Raw genomic sequence first — 26,476 nt, 5'->3', positions numbered from 1 at the left:
CCACGCCCCCAGTCTGCAACCGCCGCCGACCCGACTGCCCGCCGGCCCCGGCCGGGGTCGTCAATCACACACCGGCGGCGGGGACGACCCGCTCGTACATGTCGGTCCACAGGGTCTCCCGCAGGCCCACCGACTCGTACAGCGACAGCGGGGTGGTCGGGTTGGTGAGGTCCACGCCCAGACCCGCCGACTCCCGCCCCTTCGCCGCGTAGCTGGCGAACGCGCGGCGAAGCAGCGCCGCACCGACACCCCGCCGGCGGTACGCGGGCAGCACCGACAGACCCTTCACCCAGCCCTGCTGCTGGTCGAGCGCCTGGTCGGAGGACTGCAGGGCACCGGCGAGCACCCCGTCGACCTCGGCGACGAACCACTCGTCCCAGGCGGTCACGTCACCGATCCGGGCCCGCCACCGCTCGTACGACAGCGGCTCGTGATCCGGGGTGTCGCCGAACGCGACGTCGTGGATCCGGTGGAACTCCCGCAGCTCGGCCTCGTCGTCGGGGCGGACCGGCCGCACCGTGACCCCGGGCGGCGGTGACGGCTCGGTCGGCAGGTCGGCCAACGGGCGGCGCATCCGGACGTACCGCTTGGCCACGGTGAACCCGGCGGCGCGCAGGTCCCGGGCCCAGTCGCGTTCCGGGGCGAACACCGCGCACCGGACGGTGAGCGCCGGCAGTCGCCGCTCGGCGGCCCGTTCGGCGACCCGGTCGAGCTGCCGGGCCAGCAGTGGCGCGCGGAGGGTGGCGGCCCGCTCCGGATCGACGTAGATCTCCACGAACTCCCGTCCGACCCCGGTCGGGTTGTCCACCGTCGCCCAGGCGACCACGGCGCCGTCCGGGTCGAGCGCCAGCCAGGAGTCCCGGGCCGGGTCGAAGTAGGGGGCCGTCAGCGACTGCTCGACGTCCTCGGCGTCGAAGTCGGGATGGCCGATGGCGAAGGTGTCGGCCGCGTGCACCACCGCGAGGATCGCCGGCACGTCGTCGAGGGTGGGGCGGCGTGTGGTCCAGCCAGCGGGAAGGGTCACGGCAGAAGATCCTGGCAGCAGCTGGCCGACGACGCCGCCTATTTTCGCCGCGGCCGCTCAGCCGGCGAGGCCGGCGCGGGTGCGGTGCAGCAGCTCCACCAGCTCGGCGCCGTCGGCGGGGCCGAGCGCCGCGAACGCTGGCGCGGCCAGCCGGTTGGTCACCGCCTCCGCCCAGAGCCGCCGACGCACCAAGGGCCCCACCGGCGGGTACGGAGGCGGCCAACCGCACGCCACGGCGCCGGCCTCACCCTCCGGCCCGGCCAGCACCGCCTCCAGCGGGGTCATCCCGGCCGCGCGCACCGCCAGCAGATAGGCGCCGGTGAAGTGTTCCCGCAGCAGTCGCAGCCCGGCGGCGCTCCGGGCGCCCGGGGAGAGATCCGGCAGCGGCATGGCCCGCCATGCGGCGAAGAGCGGCATGCCGCTGGCGTCCGCGGCGGCCACCGCCCGCTCGACGAGGCCGGCCAGGCGCTCGGCCCCCGGCTGCACCGCCAGCTGCTGCGTCCCCCATCGGCAGCACTCGACGAGGCTCGCGGCGGCCACCGCGGCCGGCCGCAGGACCCGGGCGGCGGCGTCCCAGCCGTCGGCGACCGCGTCGGGTGCGACGAAGCCGATCGCCGCCGCGGCCGTCTCCGCCCGTACGTCACCGAGTGCGCCGGCCCGGCCGGAGATGTAGAAGGCCCAGCCGGAGATGCCGAGCTGCCGGGCCCGGCGCAGCGTGCTCGGGCACCTGCTGAACCCGTCGCCGAGGTCGAGGATGACGGGTTTGCTGGCGGCGGCGATCTGCTCCGGCGTCATCGAGGCGCCGCCCGTAGGGGTCGCGGCACGGCGACGGCGCTCCGGTCGGGGACGGCTGGCCCCGGACGGCCCACCCGCTCGTCGTCGTCCATCGATGGTCAGTCTGCCGCGCCACCGCCCGCGTCCGCATCCCCCTCTTCGGCCGCCAGTGCCTCGACGGCGGCCTCGACCTCGCCCGAGCGCCGCCGGGCCACCGTCAGCGCCCGCTCGGCCGCCCGCCGGGCCAGCTTGGCGCGGCTGAGGTCCTGCTCGGCGACCGCCCGCCGTCGCTCCAGCTCGGCCAGCTCGGTCTCGATCCCGTCGAGTACGGCGACGCCGTCGCGTTCCTGCCCGGTCGCCTCGGTCAACTCGTCCTCGGCCCGCTGCTGGTCGGCCCGGGCGCGGTCCAGCTCGCGGTCCAGTGCCCGGCGGCGTCGGGCCCGCTCGGCCCGAGCCGCCCGCTGGGCCGCGCGCTCGGCCTGCGCGGCCCGCTCCCCGGCCCGGTCGGGGGCGGCGTCGCGGCCCTCGCGCTGAACGCCCGGCCGGCGGACCGGGCGCCTGGCCTCCGGCTCCTGTTCCTCGTCGCCGGTGACCAGCCGCAGCTGCGGTCGGGGCACCTCACCGAAGCCGGCGTAGGTGGCCGAGCGGAGCAGGCGCCCGCTCCGGACCTGCTCGGCGACCTCGGCGTCGGAGAGCGCCGCGTTCAGGGTCGCCTCCACCTCGGCCAGTGGCAGTCGGCCGGCCGGCGGCGCCTCCGGCTCGGCGGCGGCGAGCTTGCGGACCTCGGCGACCAGGGCGCCGACCACCGCCCGGCGTTGGGCGGACAGCTCCCGCAGTCGGGGCCCGCGCAGCTCCCGCTGGGCGGCCCGCAGGGCATCGGCGAGCTGGACCAGGTCGGCGACCAGCTCGGGACGTCGGATGGCGAGCAGGTTCACCAGCCAGGCGGCGACGGTGGGACGACGCAGCCGGGCCAGCTCCCGGGCGGTGGCCGGGTCGCCGGCTCGGCGGGCCTCGGCCACCGCGGCGTCCCGGGCGGCCACGAAACGGTCCGGTGGAGTGCGGTAGAGCTGCTGCACCAGCTCCGCGGAGGGGCCCGGCATCGCGTCAGACGTCCACCCGGCTACCGGGCTCCAGGCGCTGGTACTCGGTGCCGGACATCGCCGCGTACTGGCGGTTCAGCACGCCCAGCCCGTTGTCGTTGAGCAGGGCGTCGTGCAGGGCGTACGCGCGGCGCGGGGCGACCGCCCGGATGAAGTCGAGCACCTCGGAGAACTTCGACCAGGGGGCGTGGATCGGCGCGAACAGCGTGTCGACGGGTGTCTCGTCCGGTACGACGAGGGAGTCGCCGGGGTGGTAGACCACGTCGTTGATCAGGTAGCCGAGGTTGTCGATCACCGGGAGGTCGGGGTGGATCACGGCGTGCTGCCCGCCGTACGCGCGGATGGCGACCCCGGCGGCGGTGAACGACTCACCGGGGCTGACCGGACGCAACGCCTCGGCCGCATCCCCCAGGGCCTCGGCGAGCGAGGCGGGCCCGTGGATCGGAAACGGCTGCCGGTCCAGTTGCAGGCGTACCGCGGCGAGGTCGAGGTGGTCGGGGTGTTGGTGGGTGATCAGCACCGCGTCCGCACCGTCCAACGCCGTCGCGGGGTCGCTGAACATCCCGGGGTCGACGACGAGCACTCCCCCGTCGTGTTCCACCCGGAGGCAGGAGTGGGCGTACTTGGTGAGCCGCATCGTGACTCCTCCACTATCGAATCGTGATGTCCTGAGCGCAGTCTGCCGGAACCAGTCGGCGGGCGCGTCGCGTCCGAGCTATCGCACCGAAGCTGACGACGATGGGAGCGGGGATGGACGGACGAACAGGACGACGCCGTGGCGCACTACTGGCGGCGGGCACACTTGCGGCGGCGCTGGCCCTGGCGGGGTGCGGTGCCGACGACAGCGGATCGGCGGACTCGGCAGCTCCGGCGGCCAAGGCGCCGGCCGAGGCGGGCGGGGCGGCCGACCGGGGCAGCGGCACGGACGCGGCGGGGGCGGCCGGGGCCGGCGCTCCGGACCTGCGGGTCGACCAGCGGGCGATCATCTACACCGGATCGATGCGGGTGCAGGTTGCCAATGTGGACGCCGCCGCTAGTGAGGTGAGCGCCGTGGTCACCCGCGCCGGTGGTTTCATCGGCGGCGACCAGCGGCGCAGCGCCGACGCCGACGCCGTGGCGGAGTTGCAGCTGCGAGTGCCGGCGGCGAAGTTCTCCGGGGTCGTGGAGGAGGTCGCGAAGCTCGGCCGGCAGGAGAGCCGGGAGATCAACACCCAGGACGTCACCGAGGAGACCGTCGACCTGGAGGCCCGGATCATCAGTCAGCGGGCGCGCGTGGACAGCGCACGACGGCTGCTCGCCCGTGCCAACTCGATCACCGACCTGGTGTCGTTGGAGAACGAGTTGGGTCGCCGGGAGGCGGACCTGGCCTCGCTGGAGGCCAAGAAGCGTCGGCTGGCAGACCTGACCGCGTTGTCCACGATCACGGTGTCGCTGGCCGGACCGGCGGCGAAGACCAGCGAGGAGAAGGCCGAGACCGGCTTCCTGGTCGGGCTCAAGGGCGGCTGGAAGGCGTTCGTCACCTCGATGACGATCCTGCTCACCGTCCTGGGCGCGCTGCTGCCGTGGCTGGTGGCGTTCGGCGTACCGCTGGCGATCCTGCTGGTGGTGCTGGGCCGGCGCCGGAAGACGCCGGCCCTGGTCGCTCCGGTCAGCGCGCAGCCGCCAGTGCCCGCAGCGCGGTCTGCACCATGACGCGTACGCCGGCCGGGATGGCCCGCTCGTCCACGTCGAAGGACGCGCGGTGCAGGTCGACGTTGGGCCCGGAACGGCCCACGCCGAGGCGGGCGAGTGCGCCGGGGACGTACTCCAGATACCAGGAGAAGTCCTCGCCGCCCATGCTCTGGGGTGTCTCAGCGATCCCCTCCGGCCCGAGCGCGGCGCCGGTGGCGGCGGTCAGCACCTGGATCGCCCGGGCGTCGTTGCTCACCGGCGGCCGGCCGCGCAGGTACTCCAGGTCGACGGTAGCGCCGGTCGGGGCGATCACGTCCCGCACGACCTGAGCCACGATCTTGGGAGCCTGCTCCCAGGTGTCGCGGTCCATGACGCGCAGCGTGCCCGAGGCGGACGCCTCGGAGGGGATCACGTTGTAACGGGTGCCGGCCGAGGCGTGGCCGAACACCAGCAGCAGCCCGCTGTTGGCCGGCACCCGGCGGCTGACCAGGGCCGGCACCTCGGTGATCAGCCGGCCGAGGGCGTCGACCAGGTCGACTGTCAGGTGCGGGCGGGCGGTGTGCCCGCCCGGCCCGGAGAGCCGGACTGTGACGTTGTCGGCGGCCGCCGTGATCGGGCCGACCCGCAGGCCGACCTGACCCACGGGCAGGTTCGGGTCGCAGTGCAGCGCGAAGATCTGCACGACGTCGTCCAGGCCGCCGGCCTCGATGACCTCCAGCGAGCCGCAGGGCAGGATCTCCTCGGCCGGCTGGAAGATCAGCCGGACCCGGCCGTCCAGCTCGCCGAGGTCGGCGAGCTGGGCCAGCAGCATGCCGACGCCGAGCATGATCGTTGTGTGCACGTCGTGGCCGCAGGCGTGGCAGACGCCCTCCACGGTCGAGCGGTACGGCACGTCCTTGATGTCGTCCAGCGGCAGGGCGTCGATGTCGGCGCGCAGCGCGACGACCGGGCCGTCGGGGCGGCCGTCGATGTCGCAGATCACGCCGTTGCCCTTGGGCAGCAGCCGAGGGTGCAGCCCGGCCAGCGAGAGCTCCCGGGCGATCAGGGCCGCCGTCTCGAACTCCGTACCGGACAACTCGGGGTGCGAGTGGAGGTGACGGCGCGTGGCGATGAGCCCCGGTACCCGGAGGGCGAGGAGGTGGTCCAGGTCGCGAGGAAGGGGCTGGGACCCGGGTGGCGTCTCCGGCCAGGACGACGCCAGCTGGCCACCGGTGGGCAGCGTCAACGCACTCGTCACGTCGAATTCTCGATCACTAGAGATGGATGGATCATCGGGGACAGCAGACAGCCTAGACCTCCGGCGGTGACGCTGCGCAACCTCGTTACGGTGATGATCGGACCGCGTAGCGTCACGTATGCCCTGCTGAGGGCGCTCGTCGAGGTGCGGGACCGCAGGTAGATCGCGTTCGAACGCCGTCATCTGCCCCTTCACCTCCTACAACGCGTAACCAGACCGGGTGGCCACGAATCGCATTGCGGCCCATGGGCCCACTCCGCGAATTGTCGCATTAGTCGGGGTGATGAACTGACACTCCGACAATAAGACGACCACGCTCCGCAACGGGCCGGACAAGGACGCTCACATAGGTCCGCCCAGCCCGACCGCACACCGTGTGCGTCACACGGCACGCATCCCGTCGGCGTACCCGCAAACCCGGGCGGACACACCCGGGGCGTTTCCCCTCAGAACCGGTCGGTGGGCCGGTACAGCCCCCATACCTCGCGGAGCGTCCCGCAGACCTCGCCCACCGTGGCCCGGGCCCGCAGCGCCTCCTTCATCGGGTAGAGCACGTTGTCCGAGCCCTCGGCGGCGGCCCGCAGCTCGGCGAGGGCACGCGTCACCGCGTCGGCGTCCCGCTCGGCGCGCAGCCGGGCCAGCTTCTCGGCCTGCGCGGCCTCGATCGCCGGGTCGACCCGCAGCGGCTCGTACGGCTCCTCCTCGTCGATCGTGAACCGGTTGAGCCCCACCACCACCCGCTCGCTGGAGTCGATCTCCTGGGCGATCCGGTACGCGGACTGTTCGATCTCCCGCTTCTGGAACCCGGCCTCGATCGCGTCGACGGCCGAGCCGTGGTCGGCCACCCGCTCCATCAACTCCACGGCGGCGGCCTCGATCTCGGCGGTCATCGCCTCCACCACGTACGAGCCGGCGAACGGGTCGACGGTGGCGGTCAGGTCCGTCTCGTACGCCAGCACCTGCTGGGTGCGCAGCGCGAGGCGGGCGGCCTTCTCGGTGGGCAGCGCGATCGCCTCGTCGAAGCTGTTGGTGTGCAGCGACTGGGTGCCGCCGAGCACCGCGGCCAGGCCCTGCACCGCGACGCGGACCAGGTTCACCTCCGGCTGCTGGGCGGTGAGCTGCACACCTGCGGTCTGGGTGTGGAAGCGCAGCATCATCGACTTCGGATCCTTGGCGCCGAAGTCGTCATGCATCAGCCGGGCCCAGATCCGACGGGCGGCGCGGAACTTCGCCACCTCCTCCAGCAGCGTCGTACGGGCCACGAAGAAGAACGACAGCCGGGGCGCGAAGTCGTCCACCGCGAGCCCGGCGGCCAGCGCGGCCCGGACGTACTCGACGCCGTTGGCCAGGGTGAACGCGATCTCCTGCGCGGGCGTCGCGCCGGCCTCGGCCATGTGGTAGCCGGAGATGGAGATCGTGTTCCACTTCGGCACCTCCTTGCGGCAGTACGCGAAGGTGTCAGCGACCAGCCGCAGCGACGGCTTCGGCGGGAAGATGTACGTCCCGCGGGCGATGTACTCCTTGAGGATGTCGTTCTGGATGGTGCCGTTGAGCGCCGAGCCCGGCACCCCGTTCTCCTCGGCGACGAGTTGGTAGAGCAGCAGCAGCACCGAGCCGGGGGCGTTGATCGTCATCGAGGTGGACACCTTGTCCAGTGGAATGTCGGCGAAGAGCAGCCGCATGTCCTCGATGGAGTCGATCGCGACGCCGACCTTGCCGACCTCGCCGTGCGCGATCGGGTCGTCGGAGTCGTACCCCATCTGGGTCGGCAGGTCGAAGGCGACTGAGAGACCCATGGTGCCGGCCCGCAACAACTGGTGGTAACGCGCGTTGGACTCGGTGGCGGTGCCGAAACCGGCGTACTGGCGCATGGTCCACGGACGGGAGGTGTACATCGTGGGGTACACCCCCCGGGTGTACGGGAACTCGCCCGGGCCGCCCAGCCGGGAGTCCAGGTCCTCCGGAAGGTCGGCCGCCGTGTAGACGCCCTTGATCGGGAAACCGGACTCGCTTGACCGCCGTTCGCTCATCCCCGGATGGTAGGACGCGCCGGCTCATCGTCGGGTGAGGGATACCGCACAGTGCGTCCCGACACCTCGACGGGAGGTGAACGGTTGGGCACGATCTGTGGACTTCGGTAAACGTCCGCCGCGTCGGCTTTCGCATCGGGCGTCGGAACCAGCAAGATAGGGGGGTTGTGTCCCAGCCCCCCTCGATTTCCCCCGGTGGCTTTTCTGTGACTCAGATCCCGACGTGGAGCGGCGGACAGGTAAGTCCCGCCAGCGGACGAGCAGCGCCCGGCACCACAATTGGTGACCGGTACTCGCTGCGGTCCGCGGTGGGCAACGGCGGTATGGGCACGGTGTGGCGTGCCACAGACACCCTGCTCCGCCGCGACGTGGCGGTGAAGGAGGTCGTCCTTCCCCCGGGCCTGGCGCCCAGCGACCGTGACGCCATGTACGAGCGGACGCTGCGCGAGGCCCGCGCCGCCGCGGCCATCCAGCACCCCGCCGTGGTGCAGGTGTACGACGTGGTCACCGAGGCCGGTCGGCCGTGGATCGTGATGGAGCTGCTGGACGCCCGCAGCCTCGCCGACATGGTCATCGAGGACGGCCCGGTCGCGCCCCGCGCGGTCGCCAAGATCGGCATCGCGCTGCTCGGCGCGCTGGAGGTCGCGCACGCGATCGGCGTGCTGCACCGCGACGTCAAGCCGGCCAACGTGCTGATCTGCACCGACGGGCGCTGCGTGCTCACCGACTTCGGTGTCGCCCGGATGCCCACCGACGTGCAGCTCACCACCCCCGGCATGGTGCTCGGCTCACCGCACTTCATCTCGCCCGAGCGGGCCATGGGCCAGGAGTTCGGTCCGCCGAGCGACCTCTTCTCGCTGGGCGTGACCCTCTACACGGCCGTCGAGGGGCGTCCGCCGTTCGACAAGGGCGACCCGATCGAGACCATGCACGCGGTCGTCGAGGACCCGCCGGCCCCGCCGCAGCGCAGCGGCCCCCTGACCCGGGTGCTGATGGGTCTGCTGGAGAAGGACCCGGCCCGCCGACTGGACGTGCACACCTCCCGGGGGATGCTGCGCGAGCTGCTCGCCGGCCCGCTGGGCAGCACCGCCACCGCAGTGCACTCGGTCACCGACCCGTACGCCGTGGTGCCCGTGCAGCAGCGCCCGGCGCCCGTCCACCAGCCGGCCCAGCCGGAGCCGAAGCCGGACAACCAGATCGGCGGCCGGGCCATGCTGGCCCCGGACGAGTCGCTCACCGACCGGCTGGCCGCGCTGCGCCGGGGCGAACGCCCGCAGCCGGCCAGCGCGGCCGCCACCGCTGCCGCTGCGCTGGACGAGACCAGCGCCGACGCGCTCGCCGGTCCGCTGCACACGCCGACCGGTGCGATGCCCACCCCGGGCCGTCCCGCCGCCGGGCGCACCTACGGCGGCAACGCGGACGCCACCCAGCGGGTGGACGCTGGCGCGCACCCCGACGCCACCCAGCGGGTCACCTACGGCAGCCGGCCCGACGCCACGCAGCAGGTCGGCTACGGTGCGCCCGACGCCACCCAGCGCATCGGCGGCAGCACCTACGGCGGCGGCAACCAGTGGTCGGTGCCGGGCACCGGCCAGCCCTGGACGACACCGTCCACCGCTTCGGGCGGCGGCGCCCTGGACAAGGTCCGCGCCACCGGGGGCCAGATCGTCACCACGGTGAAGGGTTGGCCGCGCAAGGTGCAGCTCGCCGCGGCGGGCGGCCTGGCCGTGGTGCTGCTGATCAGCATCGTGGCGCTCTCCAGTGGTGACGATCCCGCCCCGAGCACCCCGCAGGCGCAGCCCACCGCGTCCGCGCCCGCCTCCTCGGGCGTCGAGATGCAGGAGCACGCGGCCCGCGGCATCCAGGTCATGGTGCCCAAGGGCTGGAAGAAGGCCACCGGCGGCTCGTACACCGACTACATCGACCCGGACGACAGCGGCCGCAAGGTGCGCATCATCACCGAGAAGTGGTCCAGCAGCTCCACCCGGTGGGCCGAGACCGCCGAGAACGGCCTCAAGACCCGGAGCACCTCCTGTGTGAAGCCGTACGCGCAGGTCGCCTCGACGGAGACCAAGCTGGCCGACAAGCCGGCCGCCGAATTCGAGTACACCTGCGGCGCGGGCGACACCATGCGGCACGGCATCTGGCGCGGCGTGGCGCAGGACGGCAAGGCGTACTCGTTCTACCTCACCGCGAACGACGCCAAGTTCGCCGAGAGCAAGCCGATCTTCGACGAGATGGTGCGCACGTTCCAGCTCACCGGCGACGGCTGAGCCGAGGGAACCGACAGCGGTGATCCGCCGCCGTGCTATCAAGGGGCATGGCGGCGGACACCACTGACATCGACGACATTCGCGAGCAAGCCCGACGTTGGCTTGCCGACGACCCAGACCCCGCCAGCCGGGACGAGCTGACGGCGGTGCTCGACCGGCTGCCGGCGAGCGCGCCGGAGCTGGCCGACCGGTTCGCCGGTCCCCTGACCTTCGGCACCGCCGGCCTGCGCGGCCCGCTGCGCGCCGGCCCGAACGGCATGAACCTCGCCGTGGTCACCCAGGCCGCCGCCGGGCTCGTCGGCTGGCTCGCCGCCCAGGGCGGCACCGGCCCCCTGGTGATCGGGTACGACGCCCGGCACGGCTCCCGCCAGTTCGCCGAGCGCACCGCCCAGGTGGCCACCGGCGCCGGCCGGCCGGCGCTGCTGCTGCCCCGTCCGCTGCCCACCCCGGTGCTGGCGTACGCGGTGCGTCAGCTCGGCGCGGTGGCCGGTGTCATGGTCACGGCCAGCCACAACCCGCCACAGGACAACGGCTACAAGGTCTACCTCGGCGCGGAGCTGGGCGGCGAGCTGGGCGCCGGGGCGCAGATCGTGCCGCCGGCCGACGCCGGCATCGAGGCCGCGATCCGGGCGGTCGGCCCGCTGACCCAGGTGCCGCTGGGCCGGCCCGGTGAGGTGCTCGGCGACGACCTCGTCGCCGCGTACGTCGAGCGGGCCACCGCCGTGATCGACCCGGACGGGCCGCGGGACCTGTCGGTGGCGTACACCCCGCTGCACGGGGTGGGTGCGGCGGTGCTCACGGCGGCGTTCGTCCGGGCCGGTTTCCCGATCCCCGGTGTGGTGCCCGACCAGGCCGAACCCGACCCGGAGTTTCCCACCGTGTCGTTCCCCAACCCGGAGGAGCCGGGTGCGGTGGACCGGCTGATCGCGCTGGCCGACGCCACCGGCGCGGACCTCGCCATCGCCAACGACCCGGACGCGGACCGCTGCGCGGTGGTCGTCCGGGAAGGCGAGGACGGGCGGGGCTGGCGGATGCTGCGCGGCGACGAGGTGGGCGTGCTGCTCGCCGACCACCTGATGCGGCGCCGGGTGACCGGGCTCTACGCCACCACAATCGTCTCGTCGTCCCTGCTGCGGGCGATGTGCGCGGCGCGGGGCCTGCCCTACGACGAGACGCTGACCGGGTTCAAGTGGATCGTCCGGGCCGGCGGCGGAAGCGCGCCGCTGGTCTTCGGCTACGAGGAGGCCCTCGGCTACTGCGTCGCCCCGGAGCACGTCCGGGACAAGGACGGCATCACCGCCGCGCTGACCGTGGCCGAGCTGGCCGCCGGCCTCAAGGCGCAGGGTCGTACGTTGACCGACCGGCTGGACGAGCTGGCCGCCGAGTTCGGCGTACACCACACCGACCAGCTCTCCGCCCGGGTGGACGACCTGCGGATCATCGCCGACGCGATGACCCGGATCCGGGCGGCCACCCCGGCCACCCTGCTGGGGCAGCCGGTGGACAGCGTCCGGGACCTGCTGCCCGAGTCGGACGTGGTGATCCTGCGTACCGCGAAGGCCCGGGTGGTGATCCGCCCCTCCGGCACCGAGCCGAAGCTCAAGGCGTACCTCGAGGTGGTGGAGCCGGTGCCAAATGGCGACGTCGCGGCCGCGCGGACCCGGGCCGGCGCGGCGGTCGCGCAGTTGCGCGCCGAGATCGCCGCCGCCCTCGGCATCTGACCGCGACCGACCCCACCACCCTGTCCTGTTCCCTTTGCTCTGCTTCAGCGGAGGCAACACCAGGCAGCCGTTTGTGTTGCCTGGGTTGAAGCAGAGCAAAGGGAACAGCGGAGGCGGGCCGGCCCGGCGGTCAGGCGCGCTTGCCGAGCGCCGCGTCGACAGCCGTGGCCAGGGCAGCGACGACCAGGCCGACCGAGGGGCGGACCACCGAATCGTCGGTGCTCACCTGACCGGAGAAGCCCGCACCGGTGGCGATCTCCTCCAACCGCCGGCGGGCGGTGGCGGCCTCCTCGCCGCTCACCCCCAGCGCGGACTCCATCCGCAGCACCACGACCAGGGTGGCCAGCGCGGCGGTCCGCTCGTCCGGGGCCGCCGCGCCGGTCAGCGCCTCGGTCAGCCGCTGGCGGGTGTCCGCCTCGACGGAGGCGTCCACCACCGGATACCGGTGCACGTGGATGAAGCCCAACTCGGTCTCGTCGACGTCCTGCACGACGCCCTGGGCGCACAGGTCACCGAGGATGCGGTCGCGCAGGCCGTGCCGCAGGCGCTGCACCCAGGAGGCCGGGGTGTGCGGGGTGTCGGCGGCGATCCGGCCGAGCACCTCGTCGGTGACCGGCTCGCCGGTGGGCGTCGGGTCGACGACGGTCAGGTTTCCGTCGGCGTACGCGATCCGGCCGGCCAGTGCCAGCTCGACAAGCACCGCGGCCGCCATGCCCAGGTCCAGGCTGATCCGCGGCATGGTCGCCTTGCCGGTCGAGTCGTCGTAGGCGAGGAGCAGCAGCTCCTCGGCGAGCGCAACACCAGTCATGGCCCGAGACGGTAGCGGGTCCGCGCACCACCGCGCGCGGACCCGCCGTCACCCGGAACGTACCGGGTGGAAGATCAGAACCGGGGCATGCCGCCGAACTGGCGGTCACCGGCGTCACCGAGCCCGGGAACGATGAACATGCTGTCGTTCAGGCCCTCGTCGATCGAGGCGGTGACCAGGCGCAACGGCAGACCGGAGCGCTCCAGCCGCTCGATGCCGACCGGCGCGGCGAGCACGCAGACGACTGTCATGTCGGTGCAGCCCCGATCGGCCAGCAGCCGGCACGAGTGCTCCAGCGAGCCGCCGGTCGCCAGCATCGGGTCGAGCACCAGCACCGGCAGGCCGGCGAGATCCCGGGGCAGCGACTCCATGTAGGCGCGCGGCTCGTAGGTCTCCTCGTCGCGGGCCAGGCCGACGAAGCCCATCGACGACTCGGGCAGCAGGCCGAGCGCGGCGTCCGCCATGCCGAGGCCGGCCCGCAGCACCGGCACCAGCAGCGGCGGGTTCGCCAGCCGGGTGCCCTCGGTGCCGGTGACCGGCGTCTGCACCGGGTACCGCTCGACGGGGAAGGTGCGCGCCGCCTCGTACACCAGCATGGTGGTCAGTTCGTGCAGCGCCGCCCGGAACGTCGAGGAATCGGTGCGTGCGTCCCGCATGGCGGTCAGCCGGGACTGGGCCAGCGGGTGGTCAATGACGTGTACGTCCACGATCGCTCAACCTACCCGGCCGGTCGACGTGCCGGTGGGGGTGCGGTCGGACCGGCGACGCCGCTCACGTCGGGCCCACCGTGACCAAGATCACTCAGCGGTTCCGTGCGTAGACTTCTCGGCATGACGGCGACAACGACGTCGGCCCGGTCGGACCTCTCCGAGCTGGGACGATCCGAGACCGCTCTGCGGACCTTCCTGCACGGCCTGCCCGGCGTGGACCAGGTCGGCGCGGAGCAGCGGGCGGCACAGCTCGGCACCCGCTCCATCAAGACCACCGCCAAGGCCCAGGCGATCGACCTGGCGATCCGGATGGTCGACCTGACCACCCTGGAAGGGGCGGACACGCCCGGCAAGGTGCGCGCGCTGGCCGCGAAGGCGCTGCGCCCCGACCCGGCCGACCCGTCCTGCCCGCACGTCGGCGCGGTCTGCGTCTACCCCGCGATGGTCCCGTACGTGGCCGAGGTGCTGGGCGGATCCGGTGTCCACCTCGCGAGCGTGGCGACGGCGTTCCCGTCGGGTCAGGCGCCGCTGGAGATCAAGCTGGCCGACACCCGGGCCGCCGTCGCGGCCGGCGCCGACGAGATCGACATGGTGATCAACCGGGGCGCGTTCCTGGCCGGCCGTTACAAGGAGGTCTACGACGAGATCGTGGCCACCAAGGAGGCCTGCGGTGACGCCCACCTCAAGGTGATCCTGGAGACCGGCGAGCTGGCCACGTACGACAACGTGCGCCGCGCCTCCTGGCTGGCCATGCTGGCCGGCGGCGACTTCATCAAGACCTCCACCGGCAAGGTCCCCGTCGCGGCGACGCTGCCGGTGACGCTGGTGATGCTGGAGGCGGTCCGCGACTTCCGCGCGGCGACCGGGCGGCAGGTCGGCGTGAAGCCGGCCGGTGGCATCAAGACCACCAAGGACGCCATCAAATACCTGGTGATGGTCAACGAGACCGTCGGCCCGGACTGGCTCGACCCGGACTGGTTCCGCTTCGGCGCGTCCAGCCTGCTCAACGACCTGCTCATGCAGCGCACCAAGCTGACGACCGGCGTCTACTCCGGTCCCGACTACTTCACCCTGGACTGATAGCCGATGTTCGAATACGCCCCCGCCCCCGAGTCCCGCTCGGTGGTGGACCTCAAGCCCTCGTACGGGCTGTTCATCGACGGCGCGTTCGTCGACCCGACCGACGGCGGCAGCTTCAAGTCGATCAACCCCGCCTCCGAGGAGGTGCTGGCCGAGATCGCCGAGGCCGGCGCCCAGGACGTGGAGCGCGCGGTCCGCGCCGCCCGCACGGCGTACGACAAGATCTGGGGTCCGATGCCGGGCCGGGACCGGGCGAAGTACCTGTACCGGATCGCCCGGCTCATCCAGGAACGCTCCCGCGAGCTGGCAGTCCTGGAGTCCCTGGACAACGGCAAGCCGATCCGGGAGTCCCGCGATGTCGACCTGCCGCTGGTCGCCGCGCACTTCTTCTACTACGCCGGCTGGGCCGACAAGCTGGAGCACGCCGGCTTCGGGCCGGACCCGCGACCGATCGGCGTGGCCGCCCAGGTCATCCCGTGGAACTTCCCGCTGCTCATGCTGGCCTGGAAGATCGCCCCGGCGCTCGCCGCCGGCAACACCGTGGTGCTCAAGCCCGCCGAGACCACCCCGCTGACCGCGCTGCTGTTCGCCGAGATCTGCCAGCAGGCCGACCTGCCGGCCGGCGTGGTCAACATCGTCACCGGCGCCGGCGACACCGGCCGCGCGCTCGTCGAGCACCCCGGCGTCGACAAGGTCGCCTTCACCGGCTCCACCGAGGTCGGCCGGGCCATCGCCCGGTCCGTCGCCGGCACCAGCAAGAAGCTCACCTTGGAGCTGGGCGGCAAGGCCGCCAACATCGTCTTCGACGACGCCCCCATCGACCAGGCCGTCGAGGGAATCGTCAACGGCATCTTCTTCAACCAGGGACACGTCTGCTGCGCCGGCTCCCGCCTGCTCGTCCAGGAGAACGTGGCCGACCGCGTGCTGGAGTCGCTCAAGCGGCGGATGGCCCAGCTCCGCGTCGGCGACCCGCTGGACAAGAACACCGACGTCGGCGCGATCAACTCCGCCGCCCAGCTGGAGCGGATCCGCGAGCTGTCCGACGCCGGCTCCGCCGAGGGCGCCGAGCGCTGGTCACCGCCGTGTGAGCTGCCCGAGCAGGGCTTCTGGTTCGCGCCCACCATCTTCACCGGCGTCACCCAGGCCCACCGGATCGCCCGCGAGGAGATCTTCGGACCGGTGCTGTCGGTGCTCACCTTCCGCACGCCGGCCGAGGCCGTCGAGAAGGCCAACAACACGCCGTACGGGCTGTCGGCAGGCATCTGGACCGACAAGGGCTCCCGCATCCTGTGGATGGCCGACCGGCTGCGCGCCGGTGTGGTCTGGGCCAACACGTTCAACAAGTTCGACCCCACCTCGCCGTTCGGTGGCTACAAGGAGTCGGGTTACGGTCGCGAGGGCGGCCGGCACGGGCTGGAGGGGTACCTCAATGTCTGAGCGGGTCGCGGTACGCAAGACGTACAAGCTCTTCATCGGCGGGAAGTTCCCGCGCAGCGAGTCGGGACGGTCGTATCTCGTGCAGTCCTCGAATGTGTCACTGGCCTCCCGCAAGGACGCCCGGGACGCGGTGGTCGCCGCCCGCGCCGCCGTGAAGGGCTGGGCCGGCGCGACCGCGTACAACAGGGGTCAGATCCTCTATCGCGCCGCCGAGATGCTGGAGGGCCGCCGCGAGCAGTTCGTGGCCCTGGGCATCCCCGGCGACGAGGTGGACGCGGCGGTGGACCGCTGGGTCTGGTACGCCGGCTGGGCCGACAAGCTCGCCCAGGTGTACGGCGGCGCCAACCCGGTCGCGGGCCCGTACTTCAACATCTCCGCGCCCGAGCCCACCGGGGTGGTCGCCGTGGTGGCCCCGGAACGCCCGGCGCTGCTCGGCCTGGTCAGCGTGATCGCCCCGGCGATCGTCACCGGCAACACGGTGGTGGTGGCGGCCTCGCCGTCGGAGCCGCTGGCGGCGGTGACGCTGGCCGAGGTGCTGGCGACCTCCGACCTGCCCGGCGGGGTGGTCAACATCCTCACCGGCGCGATCACGGAGACCGCGCCGGCGCTGGCCGCGCACATGGACGTCAACGCGATCGACCTGACCGGGGTGACCGACGCGTCGCTCGCCACCGAGCTGGAGGTCAAGGCCGCGGAGAACCTCAAGCGGGTGCTCCGGCCGGCCCCGGCCGGCCACGACTGGTCCGTCGACCCGGGCGTGACCCGGATGACCGCGCTGCTGGAGACCAAGACGGTGTGGCACCCCAAGGGGGTCTAGCTCTGCGGGCCGTGAAGTGCCTGGTGGGGGGCGTGCCGGGCGTTTGCGGGGTGGTTGGTTGGGCAGGCGAGGGGCGCACGAGCACCGACGAACAGGAGTCGACGCATGCGCGCACTGCGACTGCCCAACTGGAAGTCCGAGCCGGAGATCGTGGAGGTCGACCAACCGGAGCCCGGCCCGGGTGAGGTCGTGATCAAGGTCGGGGGCGCGGGCGCCTGCCACTCCGACCTGCACCTCATGGACGAATTCGAGGCGGGGGCGGTGTCCTGGAACCCGCCGTTCACCCTCGGGCACGAGAACGCCGGCTGGGTGCACGCCCTGGGTGCGGGCGTCACCGGGCTGGAGATCGGTCAACCGGTGGCGGTCTACGGCCCCTGGGGTTGCGGCATCTGCGCCCGCTGCCGGGTGGGCGCCGACAACTACTGCGAGAACCCGGCCGGGGCGCCCGTCCCCGGGGGCGGTGGCGGCCTGGGACTCGACGGGGGGATGGCCGACTACCTGCTCGTTCCGGCCGCCCGGCACGTCGTACCGCTGCCCGACGGCCTCGACCCGGCGTCCGCCGCCCCGCTGACCGACGCCGGGCTGACCCCGTACCACGCGGTCCGCCGGTCGTGGGCGAAGCTCGCACCCGAGAACACGGCAGTGGTCATCGGCGTGGGTGGTCTGGGGCACGTGGGCGTGCAGATCCTCAAGGCCACCACGGCGGCCCGGGTGATCGCCGTGGACACCCGCGAGGAGGCCCTCAAGCTGGCCGAGGAGTGCGGCGCGGACCTGACCGTACGCTCCGGCGAGGGCGCGGCGGACGAGATCAGGGGCGCGACCGGCGGTCGCGGCGCGGACGTGGTGCTGGACTTCGTCGGCGCCGACCCCACCCTGAAGCTCGGCGCGGCGGTCGTCCGGACCGTCGGGGACCTGACCGTCGTGGGCCTCGGCGGCGGCACCCTGCCGGTCTCCTTCTTCGCCGTCCCCTACGAGGCCAGCATCCAGACCACCTACTGGGGCAGCCGTCCCGAACTCGGCGAGGTGCTGGAACTGGGCGCGCGTGGGCTGGTACGACCCAAGATCACCACATTCGGCCTCGACCAGGCCATGGACGCGTACCGCCGGATGCGGGACGGGACGCTGGAGGGTCGCGCGGTCATCGTTCCGTGATCAGGAACGCGGGCCGGCCGTGCCACCGGCCGGCCCACCGCAGGGTCTACTACCGGGGGTAGGATTGACGGGTGACTCGGTTGGGCGATCTTGAGCGTGCGGTGATGGACGTGCTGTGGGACGTGGTCCCGGGCACGTCGGACGGGGTGACCGTGCGCGAGGTGGCCGACGCGCTCGACGGTCGCGAGCTGGCGTACACGACGGTGATGACCGTCCTCGACCGGCTCGCCGGCAAGGGCATGGTGCAGCGGGAACGGGAAGGTCGCGCCTGGCGGTACCGGCCGGCGGCCAGTCGTGAGGCGCACATCGCCCAGCTCATGCTCGACGCCCTCGACCTGGGCGGCAGCCGCGACGCCGCGCTCGTGCGCTTCGCCCGCTCGGTGACCGGCACCGAGGCCGAGGTGCTGCGGGCCGCCCTGGGCAGCGAGGCTGGGCTGGCCGGGCCCGGTTCCGCCGACAGCGACACGGGCGGGGCCGACGCCCTGACCGACCGGGTGGATCCGCCGGCGGGCCGACGGCCGGCCGGCGAGGCAGCGGAGCGGTAGGGCCCGCGCCATGGCCTACGCCGTGCACTTCGCCGCCACCATGCTGGCCTGCTATCTCACCGCGCAGGTGCTGGCCCGTTCCACCTGGACGTGGCGCAGCCCGCGGGTGGCGATCATCTGCTGGCAGGCCGTCGGGCTGGCGCTGGGCCTCTCCGCGATGGGCCTGCCGATGGCCCTCGGGCTGAGCGCCTACGACCTGCCGACCGGCAGCGCCCTGCTCGCCCTGACCACCGACCTCGCCCACGGCAATCTGCCGATCGGCGAGACCGCGTTGCACCTCGGCAGCGTCGGAGTGGGCTTCGGCATCGGAGCGGTGCTCGTCACCACCACCGTCCGCAGCATCCACGGGACCATCCGCGCCCAGCGCCGACACCGGGACCTGCTGACCCTGGTGGCCCGGGACGACCCGGCAGCCCCCGGGGCGCTCGTCCTGGACCATCCGAGCGCCGCCGCGTACTGCCTGCCCGGGGTGAAGCCGCAGGTGGTGGTCAGCGCGGGCACGTTGAGCCTGCTGGACCGCGCCGAACTGGCCGCCGTGCTCTCCCACGAGCGCGCGCACGCCCACGAGCGACACGATCTGGTGCTGCTGCCGTTCACCGCCCTGTGCCGGGCGCTGCCGTGGTTCGGCTGGGTCCGTGACGCACACGAGCGGGTCGCCCTGCTGGTCGAGATGCGCGCCGACGACAAGGCCCGCGAGCTGCACGCCGAGGCTCCGCTGGCGGGCGCGCTGCGCCGCTTCGCCGCCGCCGGGCACCGGGTCACCCCGGCCGGCGCGCTGGGCCTGGGCGACCGCGACCTGGACGTACGCGTCCAGCGCCTGCTGGTCGCCGATCGGCCGCCCCGCGCCCTCGGGGCCACGGCCCTCGCGGTGGCCACCACCCTGGTCGCCCTCCCGATCACGCTCTTTCTGAGCTGACGCCCGAGCCCCACGCTCTCGCACGTCCCCGGCGCGCGCCGCCCGCTGGCGCGCGCCTCGCACCCACCCCGGCGCGGTGGAGCGCGATCATCTCCCGGATCCCATTACTACTACGGCCCGTCGTAGAATTTACTACGACGGGCCGTAGTAGTAGGTACATGTAGGCAAGCTACGTGTAGGGTTACTACGACAAGGGAGCCAACAGCTAGGGAGAGCCGGCCATGGACACGCTGCTCCTCGCCCGCCTGCAGTTCGCCACCACCACGTCGATCCACTTCCTGTTCGTGGTCGTCACGCTCGGGCTGGTCACGCTGCTGGTCGGCATGCAGACCGCATGGGTGCTCACCGGCAACGCGAAGTGGGAGCGGCTGACCCGGTTCTGGGGCCAGCTCTACGTGATCAACTACGTGCTCGGCATCGCCACGGGCATCGTGATGGAGTTCCAGTTCGGGCTGAACTGGAGCGGCCTGTCGCGCTACGTCGGCAACGTCTTCGGAGCGCCGCTGGCGATCGAGACGCTTGTGGCGTTCTTCCTGGAGTCCACGTTCCTCGGGATGTGGATCTTCGGTTGGCACCGACTCCGCAAGGGCGTCCACCTCGCGCTGCTGTGGGGCGTGGCGCTCACCGCGTACGCCTCGGCGTTCTGGATCATGGTGGCCAACTCCTGGCTGCAACACCCGGTCGGGTACGAGGTCCGCGACGGCATCGCCCACCTCACCGACTTCGGCGCGCTGCTCACCAACCCCAGCCTCGGCATGGCGTTCGGGCACGTGGTCTCCGCCGCGCTCCTGGTCGGCGGGATGCTGATGGCGGCCGTCAGCGCCTGGCACCTGATCCGGCGTACGCCCGACTTCGCGCTCTTTCGCACCTCGCTGCGGATCGGCCTGGTCACGGCGGCACTGGCGATCACGATGGTGCAGGGCTTCGGCTTCGCCCAGTTCGGCCCGGTCGGCGAGGTGCAGCCGACCAAGTTCGGCGCGGACGACCCCGAGGCGCAGGCGCTGATCGGCGAGTGGACCACCCGGTTCGGGCCGGGCGACTACACCCCGCCGGTGCTGGCCAGTGTCGGGCTGGGCTTCATGATCCTCATCGGCTTCACCCTCGGCTGCGTGTGGTTGCTGCTGCCCCTGCTCTACCGGGACTGGATCATCCGGCTGCGCTTCCCCCTCTGGCTCATCCTGCTCGCCGTGCCGTTGCCGTTCATCGCGGTGATCCTCGGCTGGATCGCCCGCGAGGTTGGCCGCCAGCCCTGGGTGGCGTACGGGCTGCTCCCCACCGGGCAGGCGGTCTCCCCCGTCGGCACGCCGGTGATGCTCACCTCGCTGATCGGCTTCAGCCTGCTGCTGGGCACCCTCGCCGTCACCAACTGGGTGCTGCTCGCCCGGCACGCGGGCCGTGGCGCGGCCGACCCGGCTCTCGGCCGCCCACCGGCGGCGCCCGGTGAGCCGGCCCACCCCGAACCCGCCCTCGCCTGAGCGACTGAGGAGACTCACCGTGGATCTCGCCTGGTACGCCCTTCTCGGCCTCTTCTTCGCCTCCTACCTCGTGCTCGCCGGCTACGACTACGGCGTCGGGTTGCTGCTCGCCCGGGGCGGCGCCCCGGCCGGGCGGCGGGCCGCGCTCACCGCTCTCGGCCCGTTCTTCCTCGGCAACGAGGTCTGGCTGGTCGCCGCCGTGGGCATCCTGTTCGGCGCCTTCCCGGTGCTGGAGGGCGAGCTGCTCGCTGGCTGCTACCCGGCGGTCGCCGGCGCCCTGGTCGGCGTCGTCCTGGTCACCGCCGGAGTGCAACTGCGCAGCCGGCCGGGCGACGTGCGGGTCCGCGCCCGCTGGGACCGGGTCATCGTGGTCGGCAGCGCGCTCGCCGCGCTGGGCTGGGGGGTGGTGCTGGCCGCGCTGTTGCAGGGCGTGCCCCGCCAGGCCGACGGGCACGTCGCCGGGGTGTCGCACCTGGCGACCCCGTTCGCGGCGACCGCCGGGCTGACCATGGTCGCCCTGGTCGCGGTGCACGGTGCGACATTCCTCACGCTGCGACTGCCGGCCGACGCCGCCGACGCGGCCGGCCGCACGGCCCGCCGGCTGGTGCCGGTGGCGCTCTGCGCGGTCGTCGTGGCCACCGTCGTGGGCGTGCTCTCCCCTCGGGTACGCGACGCCGTCGGGCGACCGGCGGTGGCCGTACTCCTGCCGGTGTTGCTGGTGGTGGCGCTGCTGGCGGCCCGCGTGGCGCTGGCACGGCGGCGGCCGGGGTGGGCCCTGATCGCCACCGGCGCGGCAATGGGGCTGCCCGTGGCGCTGGTCGGCGCGGCTCTCTGGCCCTACGTGCTGGTGTCCACGACCGACCCGGGCGCCTCGCTGACGGTGGCCGACGCGGCCGCCAGCACGCCGACGCTGCGGCTCCTCGGCTGGGTGGCGCTACCGCTGCTGCCGGCCCTACTAGGCTTCCAGGCGATGTGCTGGTGGGTTTTCCGGGGACGGACCGACGGCAGGGCACCGGTGTACTGGTGAACCGCCGTCCCTTCGACCCGCGTCTGCTGCGTCGGGTCCCTGCGGCCCGGCGCGATCTCGCCGTGCTCGCGCTCCTCGGCGTGCTCGCCGCCGCGTTGATCGTCGCGCAGGCCACCGCGCTGGCGGCGGTGCTGGCCACCGCCTTCGACGGGCGGCTGAACCGGCCGGCGCTGGCGGGTCTCGTGGTCGCGGTCGCCGCCCGGTCGGCGCTGGTCTGGGCACAGGGCACGGTCTCCGCGCGGGTCGCCGCCACGGTCAAGGCCACGCTGCGGGCCGACCTGCTCGGCGCGGTGGGGCGGCACGGGCCGGGCTGGGTGGCGGGGCAACGGGCCGGCGAGCTGGCCACCCTGACCGGGCGTGGGCTGGACGCGCTGGACGCCTACTTCACCGGGTACCTGCCGCAGTTGGTGCTCAGCGTGACGGTGCCCGTGGCCGTGCTGGCCCGGATCGTCGTCGCCGACTGGGGCTCGGCGCTGATCATCGCGTTGACGCTGCCGCTGATCCCGGTCTTCGGCGCGCTGCTCGGCTGGCAGGCGCAGGCCGCCACCGAGCGGCAGTGGCGCCGGCTGGCCCTGCTGGGCGGGCACTTCCTGGACATGGTGGCCGGGCTGCCCACCCTGCGCGCCTTCGGCCGGGCCCGCGCGCAGACCGAGGTGGTCCGCCGGATGGCCGACGGGCACCGGGTCGCCACCATGAAGACACTGCGGATCGCCTTCCTCTCCGCGCTGGTGCTGGAGCTGGTCGCCACCCTGTCGGTGGCCCTGGTCGCGGTGCCGGTCGGCATCCGGCTGCTCGGCGGAGGGCTGACCCTGCACACCGCGCTGCTGGTGCTGCTGCTCACCCCCGAGGCGTACCTGCCGCTGCGGGCCGCCGGCAGCCGCTTCCACGCCAGCATGGAGGGGCTCACCGCGCTGGACGAGGCGCTCACCGTCTCGGCCGTGCCCGCCACCCCCCGCGCCGCCGAGGGTGCGACCACCCCGGACGGTCGCGGCGAGATCCGGTTCGAGGCCGTGACCGTGGCGTACGAGCGGACCACAGCGCTGCACGACGTCACAGTGACCATCCGGCCCGGTGAACGGATCGCCATCATCGGGCCGAGCGGCGCCGGCAAGAGCACCCTGCTCGGTCTGCTGCTCGGCTTCGTGACCCCGACCAGCGGCCGGATCACCGTCGACGGCGTCGACCTCGCCACCGCCGACCCGGACGCCTGGCGCCGGCAGCTCGCCTGGGTGCCGCAGCGCGCCCACCTCTTCGCCACCTCGCTGGCCGACAACATCCAGCTCGGCGCACCGGACACCCCGCCCGAGGCGCTCGCCGCCGCGGTCCGCGACGCGGCCCTCGACGACGTGGTGGCCGCCCTGCCCGACGGACTGACCACGCTGCTCGGCGAGCGCGGGCACGGCCTGTCCAGCGGCCAGCGGCAGCGCGTCGCACTGGCCCGGGCGTTCCTGCGCGACGCCCCGGTGGTGCTGCTCGACGAGCCCACGGCACGGCTGGACACGGCCGCCGAAGCGGTGGTGCTCGACGCCACCCGGCGGCTGGTCGCCGGACGGACGGCGCTGCTGGTGGCGCACCGGCCGGCGCTGCTGACCGACGCCGACCGGGTCCTGCGCATCGAGGAGGGCCGGGTCACCGAGCTGACGCCCGAACCGACGTCGAGGGCGACACGATGAGCGCGGAACACGGACCGGAGGAGGTCGGGGCCGGCGTGGCATCGGCCGGGCGGGTCGGCGCCGAGCGCGCGGTGCTGCGGCTGGCCCGCCCGTACCTCGGCCGGCTGGCCGGCGCCGGGCTGCTCGCCGCCGCCACCGAGTTCGCCGGGCTCGCCCTGATGGCCACCGCGACGTGGCTGCTGATGAGCGCCGCCGGGCGGCCTCCGCTGGACCGGCTCACCGTGGCGATCGTCGCGGTCCGGGCCCTCGCCATCAGCCGGGGCGTGTTCCGCTACACCGAACGGCTCGCCGGGCACGACGCGGTCCTCCGCATGATCACCGACGTACGGGCCCGGGTCTTCGCCACCCTCACGGCCCGCCGCGACACCCGACACCGCTCGGGGGACGTCCTGAGCCGGCTGGTCTCCGACGTCGAGGCGGTCCAGGATCTGCTGCTGCGGGTGCTGGTGCCCGGCGCGGCGGCGGCACTGGTCGGGGTGCTGGCGGTGGCCACTGCGGCGCTGATCTCACCACCGGCCGCCGGTGTGCTCGCGCTCGGGCTGGTGGTCGCCGCCGTTGCGCTGCCCGCGCTGGCCACAGCCGTCACCCGGCGCAGCGCCGCCGAGGTGGCGCCGCTACGCGGCGCGCTGGCCACCGACGCCGTCGACCTCACCCACGGCGCCGCCGACCTGGCCGCGTTCGGGGCGACCGACGCCGCGCTGCGCGTCGCCGAACAGCGGGCCGGCCGGCTCGCCCGCCTGGAACGCCGGCTGGCCGCCACCGGCTTCGCGGTGGACGCCGCGGGGGTGTTGACGGCCGGACTGACCGCCGCCGCGGTGGTGCTTGTCGCGCTGGCCTCCGACGTGCCGGGCGTCCTGGTCGGAGTGCTGGCCGTCGGGACCCTGGCCGCCGTGGAGGTGGCGCTGGCCCTCGTCTCGGCCGCCCGGCAGTGGACCCAGCTGCGGCCCGGCCTGGCCCGGGTGGCGGCCCTCCTCGACGTCGAGGAGCCCACCGCCACGCCCGCTCCCCCGGCGACCGACCTGGCCGAGCCGCACGACCTGCGCTTCGTCGAGGTGAGCGTGCGGTACCGGCCCGGCGCCGCACCCGCGCTGGACGGGGTGAGCCTGGACCTGCCCGCCGGCCGGCGCATCGCAGTCGTCGGCCCGAGCGGCGCCGGCAAGAGCACCCTGGCCGCCGTGCTGACCGGTGCGGTCCGGCCCACCTCCGGCCACGTCACCCTGGCCGGGCGCGACCTGCTGACGTACGCCGAGGAGGACCTGCCCCGCAGCGTCGGCGGGCTGCTCGCCGAGGCGTACGTCTTTCATGCCACGGTCCGGGAGAACCTGCTGCTCGGGCGGGCCGGGGCCGACGAGGACGAGTTGACCGCGGCCATGAGGGCCGCCGGCCTGCTCGACTGGGTACGCGCCCAGCCGGCCGGCTGGGACACCCTGGTCGGCGAGGAGGGCGGTCAGCTCTCCGGCGGCCAGCGGCAACGGCTCGCGCTCGCCCGGGCCCTGCTGGCCGCGCCGCCGGTGCTGGTGCTCGACGAGCCCACCGAGGGGCTGGACCCGACGGCCGCCGACGCGGTGCTCGCCTCCGCCCTCGCCGCCACCCCCGCCGGACACTCGGTCCTGCTGATCAGTCACCGGCTCAGCGGGCTGGCCGACCTCGACGAGATCGTCGTCCTCGACGGCGGCCGGGTGATCCAGCGCGGCCGGCACGCCGAGTTGGTCGCGACCCCCGGCTGGTACCGGGACCAGTGGCTTCTCCAGGCGGCAGCCGAGCGCGGGTACCTGGCCCTCGCTCCCTGACCCGCTTCGGGGACGGACCAGGGTTCTCCCCGACGTGGAGGCGCTCGCCTCCGTGGCAGGGTGGTGCCATGCGGCATGCTGACGACTTCCTGGTCGAGGAGCACCTGCGGGCGCTGGCGTCCCGGTTGCAGGGGCCGGCGCGGCTGAAGTCCGACCTGCTCACCGAGGCGCGGCACGACCTGCAGGACTCCGTCGACGCGTACCGCGAGAGCGGTGTGCCGCCCACGGAGGCGCAGCTGCGGGCGGTGGCCGAGTTCGGCTCACCGGCGCAGCTGCTGCCCTCCTGGCAGGCGGAGCTGGCGGTGGCCGCCCTGCGCGGCCTGTCCCTGCGGATGCTGGCCGTGGCCGGGATCCTGGTGGCCGCCGGCGACCTGACGTGGCGCGGGTCGAGCTGGAGCGCGGGTCCGCCGCCGCCGGCGCTCTACCGGCTGCTCTCCGCCTCGGTCGACTGGATCTGGCTCGGCGCGCTGCTGCTGGCCGTGACCGGCCTGCTGGTGGTGCGGGCGAGCGCCCGGTCCGCACGACCGGGCCTGGCGGCGGCGCAGCGCGCGGTGGGCGCCGCCCTGATCGGCACGCTGGTCCTCGGCATCGTGGCCGGCGGGGCACTCTTCGCCTGGTCGATCGATATGTGGGACGCGGCGCTGACGTGGCCACCGATGATCGTCGGCATGGTCGTGATGGGCGCGGCGCACTTCTCGCTGACCCGCGCCGCGCGCGGCTGGCTGCGGGCCGCCGCCCGCTGACGGCCGCCGACGCCCTGGCCCACCCCCGGGCGGCTCAGGCGGGGGTGACGGGCGGGCTGCCGGGATCGAGGAAACGGCCGACAGTCACGCGGAACTCCTGCCATCCGGCGCGCTCGCCCGCCAGCGCGCGGCGGCCGGAGTCGGTGAGCTGGTACGTCCGCCGCTCGCGACCGTTGACAGTGCTCCAGGTGCTCGCCACGTGACCCGCGCGTTCCAACCGGCGCAGCGCCGGATAGATCGTGCCGGTGGGCAGGTCGAGACTGCCGTCACTGCGCGCCCGCAGGGACTCGATGATGGCGTACCCGTGCAGCGCGCCCTGTTCGAGAACGGCGAGCAGAAGGGCGTCGAGGTGGCCGTGCAGCGCCTGGGCCTTCATGCGTAGCTACGCTACTTGTCGAACGTCCGGATCGCCACCGTCACGCACGCGCAGGCCCGACAGGTTTCTCGGCCGGCCGACGGGGTGCGGGCTCCGG

At 73.6% G+C, this 26,476-nt stretch carries 23 protein-coding genes; 14 read left to right on the top strand and 9 right to left on the bottom strand.

Annotated elements, in window-relative coordinates; all coding sequences use genetic code 11:
* Window positions 1-64 precede the first annotated feature (64 nt).
* The 4 genes from AB0B97_RS13705 to AB0B97_RS13690 form a co-directional block, all read right to left on the bottom strand.
* Entirely contained in the window at window positions 65-1,024 is a 960-nt protein-coding gene (locus tag AB0B97_RS13705) for a GNAT family N-acetyltransferase (RefSeq protein ID WP_357493572.1), read from the bottom strand.
* 57 nt (window positions 1,025-1,081) lie between these two features.
* A complete protein-coding gene (locus AB0B97_RS13700; RefSeq protein WP_357493570.1) occupies window positions 1,082-1,819 on the bottom strand; it encodes a hypothetical protein in 738 nt (245 codons plus the stop codon).
* Window positions 1,820-1,917: 98 nt separating this feature from the next.
* Window positions 1,918-2,898: a hypothetical protein gene (locus AB0B97_RS13695; protein WP_357493568.1), complete on the bottom strand. Its 981-nt coding sequence runs from the start codon at window positions 2,896-2,898 to the stop codon at window positions 1,918-1,920.
* A gap of 4 nt (window positions 2,899-2,902) precedes the next feature.
* A complete protein-coding gene (locus AB0B97_RS13690; RefSeq protein ID WP_357493566.1) occupies window positions 2,903-3,535 on the bottom strand; it encodes an MBL fold metallo-hydrolase in 633 nt (210 codons plus the stop codon).
* 92 nt (window positions 3,536-3,627) lie between these two features.
* On the opposite strand from AB0B97_RS13690, the gene AB0B97_RS13685 reads away from it, so the two are divergent.
* Entirely contained in the window at window positions 3,628-4,590 is a 963-nt protein-coding gene (locus AB0B97_RS13685; protein WP_357494259.1) for a DUF4349 domain-containing protein, read from the top strand.
* On the opposite strand, the gene AB0B97_RS13680 is transcribed toward AB0B97_RS13685, so the two are convergent.
* Window positions 4,547-5,806 carry an amidohydrolase gene (locus AB0B97_RS13680; RefSeq protein WP_357493564.1) on the bottom strand — a complete coding sequence of 420 codons (1,260 nt, stop codon included), beginning with the start codon at window positions 5,804-5,806 and terminating at the stop codon, window positions 4,547-4,549. The genes AB0B97_RS13685 and AB0B97_RS13680 overlap by 44 nt on opposite strands.
* A 446-nt stretch (window positions 5,807-6,252) precedes the next feature.
* Window positions 6,253-7,836, bottom strand: a complete 1,584-nt coding sequence (locus AB0B97_RS13675) for a methylmalonyl-CoA mutase family protein (protein ID WP_234587342.1) — start codon at window positions 7,834-7,836, stop codon at window positions 6,253-6,255.
* A 206-nt stretch (window positions 7,837-8,042) separates the two neighbouring features.
* Here AB0B97_RS13675 and AB0B97_RS13670 point away from each other — a divergent pair, with 206 nt between their 5' ends.
* Together AB0B97_RS13670 and AB0B97_RS13665 are read left to right on the top strand one after the other, a co-directional pair.
* Window positions 8,043-10,109, top strand: coding sequence for a serine/threonine-protein kinase (locus AB0B97_RS13670; protein ID WP_357493562.1), 2,067 nt, complete (start codon window positions 8,043-8,045; stop codon window positions 10,107-10,109).
* 47 nt (window positions 10,110-10,156) lie between these two features.
* Complete coding sequence (locus AB0B97_RS13665) at window positions 10,157-11,830, top strand: phospho-sugar mutase (RefSeq protein WP_357493560.1); 1,674 nt, start codon at window positions 10,157-10,159, stop codon at window positions 11,828-11,830.
* Between the two features lie 130 nt (window positions 11,831-11,960).
* Here the strand turns inward: AB0B97_RS13665 and AB0B97_RS13660 are convergent, their stop codons facing one another.
* Complete coding sequence (locus AB0B97_RS13660; protein WP_234587336.1) at window positions 11,961-12,638, bottom strand: GPP34 family phosphoprotein; 678 nt, start codon at window positions 12,636-12,638, stop codon at window positions 11,961-11,963.
* Between the two features lie 74 nt (window positions 12,639-12,712).
* The gene (gene upp / locus AB0B97_RS13655) at window positions 12,713-13,345 is read right to left on the bottom strand and encodes a uracil phosphoribosyltransferase (protein WP_234587331.1); all 633 of its coding nucleotides are present in this window, start codon (window positions 13,343-13,345) and stop codon (window positions 12,713-12,715) included.
* A 123-nt stretch (window positions 13,346-13,468) separates the two neighbouring features.
* Here upp and deoC point away from each other — a divergent pair, with 123 nt between their 5' ends.
* From deoC to AB0B97_RS13600, 11 genes are all read left to right on the top strand, one after another.
* The gene (gene deoC, locus AB0B97_RS13650; RefSeq protein ID WP_234587329.1) at window positions 13,469-14,428 is read left to right on the top strand and encodes a deoxyribose-phosphate aldolase; all 960 of its coding nucleotides are present in this window, start codon (window positions 13,469-13,471) and stop codon (window positions 14,426-14,428) included.
* Window positions 14,429-14,434: 6 nt separating this feature from the next.
* Window positions 14,435-15,865: an aldehyde dehydrogenase family protein gene (locus AB0B97_RS13645; protein WP_357493557.1), complete on the top strand. Its 1,431-nt coding sequence runs from the start codon at window positions 14,435-14,437 to the stop codon at window positions 15,863-15,865.
* Entirely contained in the window at window positions 15,858-16,682 is an 825-nt protein-coding gene (locus AB0B97_RS13640; RefSeq protein WP_357493555.1) for an aldehyde dehydrogenase family protein, read from the top strand. The genes AB0B97_RS13645 and AB0B97_RS13640 overlap by 8 nt, the downstream gene beginning before the upstream one ends.
* Window positions 16,683-16,787: 105 nt before the next feature.
* The gene (locus AB0B97_RS13635; RefSeq protein ID WP_357493553.1) at window positions 16,788-17,834 is read left to right on the top strand and encodes an NAD(P)-dependent alcohol dehydrogenase; all 1,047 of its coding nucleotides are present in this window, start codon (window positions 16,788-16,790) and stop codon (window positions 17,832-17,834) included.
* Between the two features lie 71 nt (window positions 17,835-17,905).
* Window positions 17,906-18,379, top strand: a complete 474-nt coding sequence (locus AB0B97_RS13630) for a BlaI/MecI/CopY family transcriptional regulator (RefSeq protein WP_357493551.1) — start codon at window positions 17,906-17,908, stop codon at window positions 18,377-18,379.
* Window positions 18,380-18,389: 10 nt separating this feature from the next.
* Window positions 18,390-19,295, top strand: coding sequence for a M56 family metallopeptidase (locus tag AB0B97_RS13625; RefSeq protein ID WP_357493549.1), 906 nt, complete (start codon window positions 18,390-18,392; stop codon window positions 19,293-19,295).
* 221 nt (window positions 19,296-19,516) lie between these two features.
* Window positions 19,517-20,770 carry a cytochrome ubiquinol oxidase subunit I gene (locus AB0B97_RS13620; RefSeq protein WP_357493547.1) on the top strand — a complete coding sequence of 418 codons (1,254 nt, stop codon included), beginning with the start codon at window positions 19,517-19,519 and terminating at the stop codon, window positions 20,768-20,770.
* 19 nt (window positions 20,771-20,789) lie between these two features.
* Window positions 20,790-21,797, top strand: a complete 1,008-nt coding sequence (locus AB0B97_RS13615; protein ID WP_357493545.1) for a cytochrome d ubiquinol oxidase subunit II — start codon at window positions 20,790-20,792, stop codon at window positions 21,795-21,797.
* Window positions 21,794-23,470, top strand: a complete 1,677-nt coding sequence (cydD, locus tag AB0B97_RS13610) for a thiol reductant ABC exporter subunit CydD (RefSeq protein ID WP_357493543.1) — start codon at window positions 21,794-21,796, stop codon at window positions 23,468-23,470. The genes AB0B97_RS13615 and cydD overlap by 4 nt, the downstream gene beginning before the upstream one ends.
* Window positions 23,467-25,260, top strand: a complete 1,794-nt coding sequence (gene cydC / locus AB0B97_RS13605; protein ID WP_357493541.1) for a thiol reductant ABC exporter subunit CydC — start codon at window positions 23,467-23,469, stop codon at window positions 25,258-25,260. Before cydD ends, cydC begins: the two co-directional genes overlap by 4 nt.
* Window positions 25,261-25,328: 68 nt before the next feature.
* Window positions 25,329-26,003, top strand: a complete 675-nt coding sequence (locus AB0B97_RS13600; RefSeq protein WP_357493539.1) for a permease prefix domain 1-containing protein — start codon at window positions 25,329-25,331, stop codon at window positions 26,001-26,003.
* A 34-nt stretch (window positions 26,004-26,037) separates the two neighbouring features.
* Here AB0B97_RS13600 and AB0B97_RS13595 read toward each other — a convergent pair whose 3' ends face one another.
* Window positions 26,038-26,379: a helix-turn-helix transcriptional regulator gene (locus AB0B97_RS13595; RefSeq protein WP_007455469.1), complete on the bottom strand. Its 342-nt coding sequence runs from the start codon at window positions 26,377-26,379 to the stop codon at window positions 26,038-26,040.
* Between the last annotated feature and the right edge of the window lie 97 nt (window positions 26,380-26,476).

The sequence above is a fragment of the Micromonospora sp. NPDC049004 genome (genome assembly GCF_040649315.1).
GTDB lineage: Bacteria > Actinomycetota > Actinomycetes > Mycobacteriales > Micromonosporaceae > Micromonospora.
The sequence above is the reverse complement of the archived record's forward strand: the minus strand, read 5'-3'. Positions and strand labels throughout refer to the sequence as shown.

What these genes read in the sequence shown, in the direction of transcription:
- AB0B97_RS13700 (WP_357493570.1), bottom strand. Translation starts at nt 1,819, where the DNA reads ATGACGCCGGAGCAGATCGCCGCCGCCAGCAAACCCGTCATCCTCGAC.
- AB0B97_RS13695 (WP_357493568.1), bottom strand. Translation starts at nt 2,898, where the DNA reads ATGCCGGGCCCCTCCGCGGAGCTGGTGCAGCAGCTCTACCGCACTCCA.
- AB0B97_RS13690 (WP_357493566.1), bottom strand. Translation starts at nt 3,535, where the DNA reads ATGCGGCTCACCAAGTACGCCCACTCCTGCCTCCGGGTGGAACACGAC.
- AB0B97_RS13675 (WP_234587342.1), bottom strand. Translation starts at nt 7,836, where the DNA reads ATGAGCGAACGGCGGTCAAGCGAGTCCGGTTTCCCGATCAAGGGCGTC.
- AB0B97_RS13665 (WP_357493560.1), top strand. Translation starts at nt 10,157, where the DNA reads ATGGCGGCGGACACCACTGACATCGACGACATTCGCGAGCAAGCCCGA.
- AB0B97_RS13660 (WP_234587336.1), bottom strand. Translation starts at nt 12,638, where the DNA reads ATGACTGGTGTTGCGCTCGCCGAGGAGCTGCTGCTCCTCGCCTACGAC.
- deoC (WP_234587329.1), top strand. Translation starts at nt 13,469, where the DNA reads ATGACGGCGACAACGACGTCGGCCCGGTCGGACCTCTCCGAGCTGGGA.
- AB0B97_RS13645 (WP_357493557.1), top strand. Translation starts at nt 14,435, where the DNA reads ATGTTCGAATACGCCCCCGCCCCCGAGTCCCGCTCGGTGGTGGACCTC.
- AB0B97_RS13640 (WP_357493555.1), top strand. Translation starts at nt 15,858, where the DNA reads ATGTCTGAGCGGGTCGCGGTACGCAAGACGTACAAGCTCTTCATCGGC.
- AB0B97_RS13635 (WP_357493553.1), top strand. Translation starts at nt 16,788, where the DNA reads ATGCGCGCACTGCGACTGCCCAACTGGAAGTCCGAGCCGGAGATCGTG.
- AB0B97_RS13625 (WP_357493549.1), top strand. Translation starts at nt 18,390, where the DNA reads ATGGCCTACGCCGTGCACTTCGCCGCCACCATGCTGGCCTGCTATCTC.
- AB0B97_RS13620 (WP_357493547.1), top strand. Translation starts at nt 19,517, where the DNA reads ATGGACACGCTGCTCCTCGCCCGCCTGCAGTTCGCCACCACCACGTCG.
- cydC (WP_357493541.1), top strand. Translation starts at nt 23,467, where the DNA reads ATGAGCGCGGAACACGGACCGGAGGAGGTCGGGGCCGGCGTGGCATCG.
- AB0B97_RS13600 (WP_357493539.1), top strand. Translation starts at nt 25,329, where the DNA reads ATGCGGCATGCTGACGACTTCCTGGTCGAGGAGCACCTGCGGGCGCTG.
- AB0B97_RS13595 (WP_007455469.1), bottom strand. Translation starts at nt 26,379, where the DNA reads ATGAAGGCCCAGGCGCTGCACGGCCACCTCGACGCCCTTCTGCTCGCC.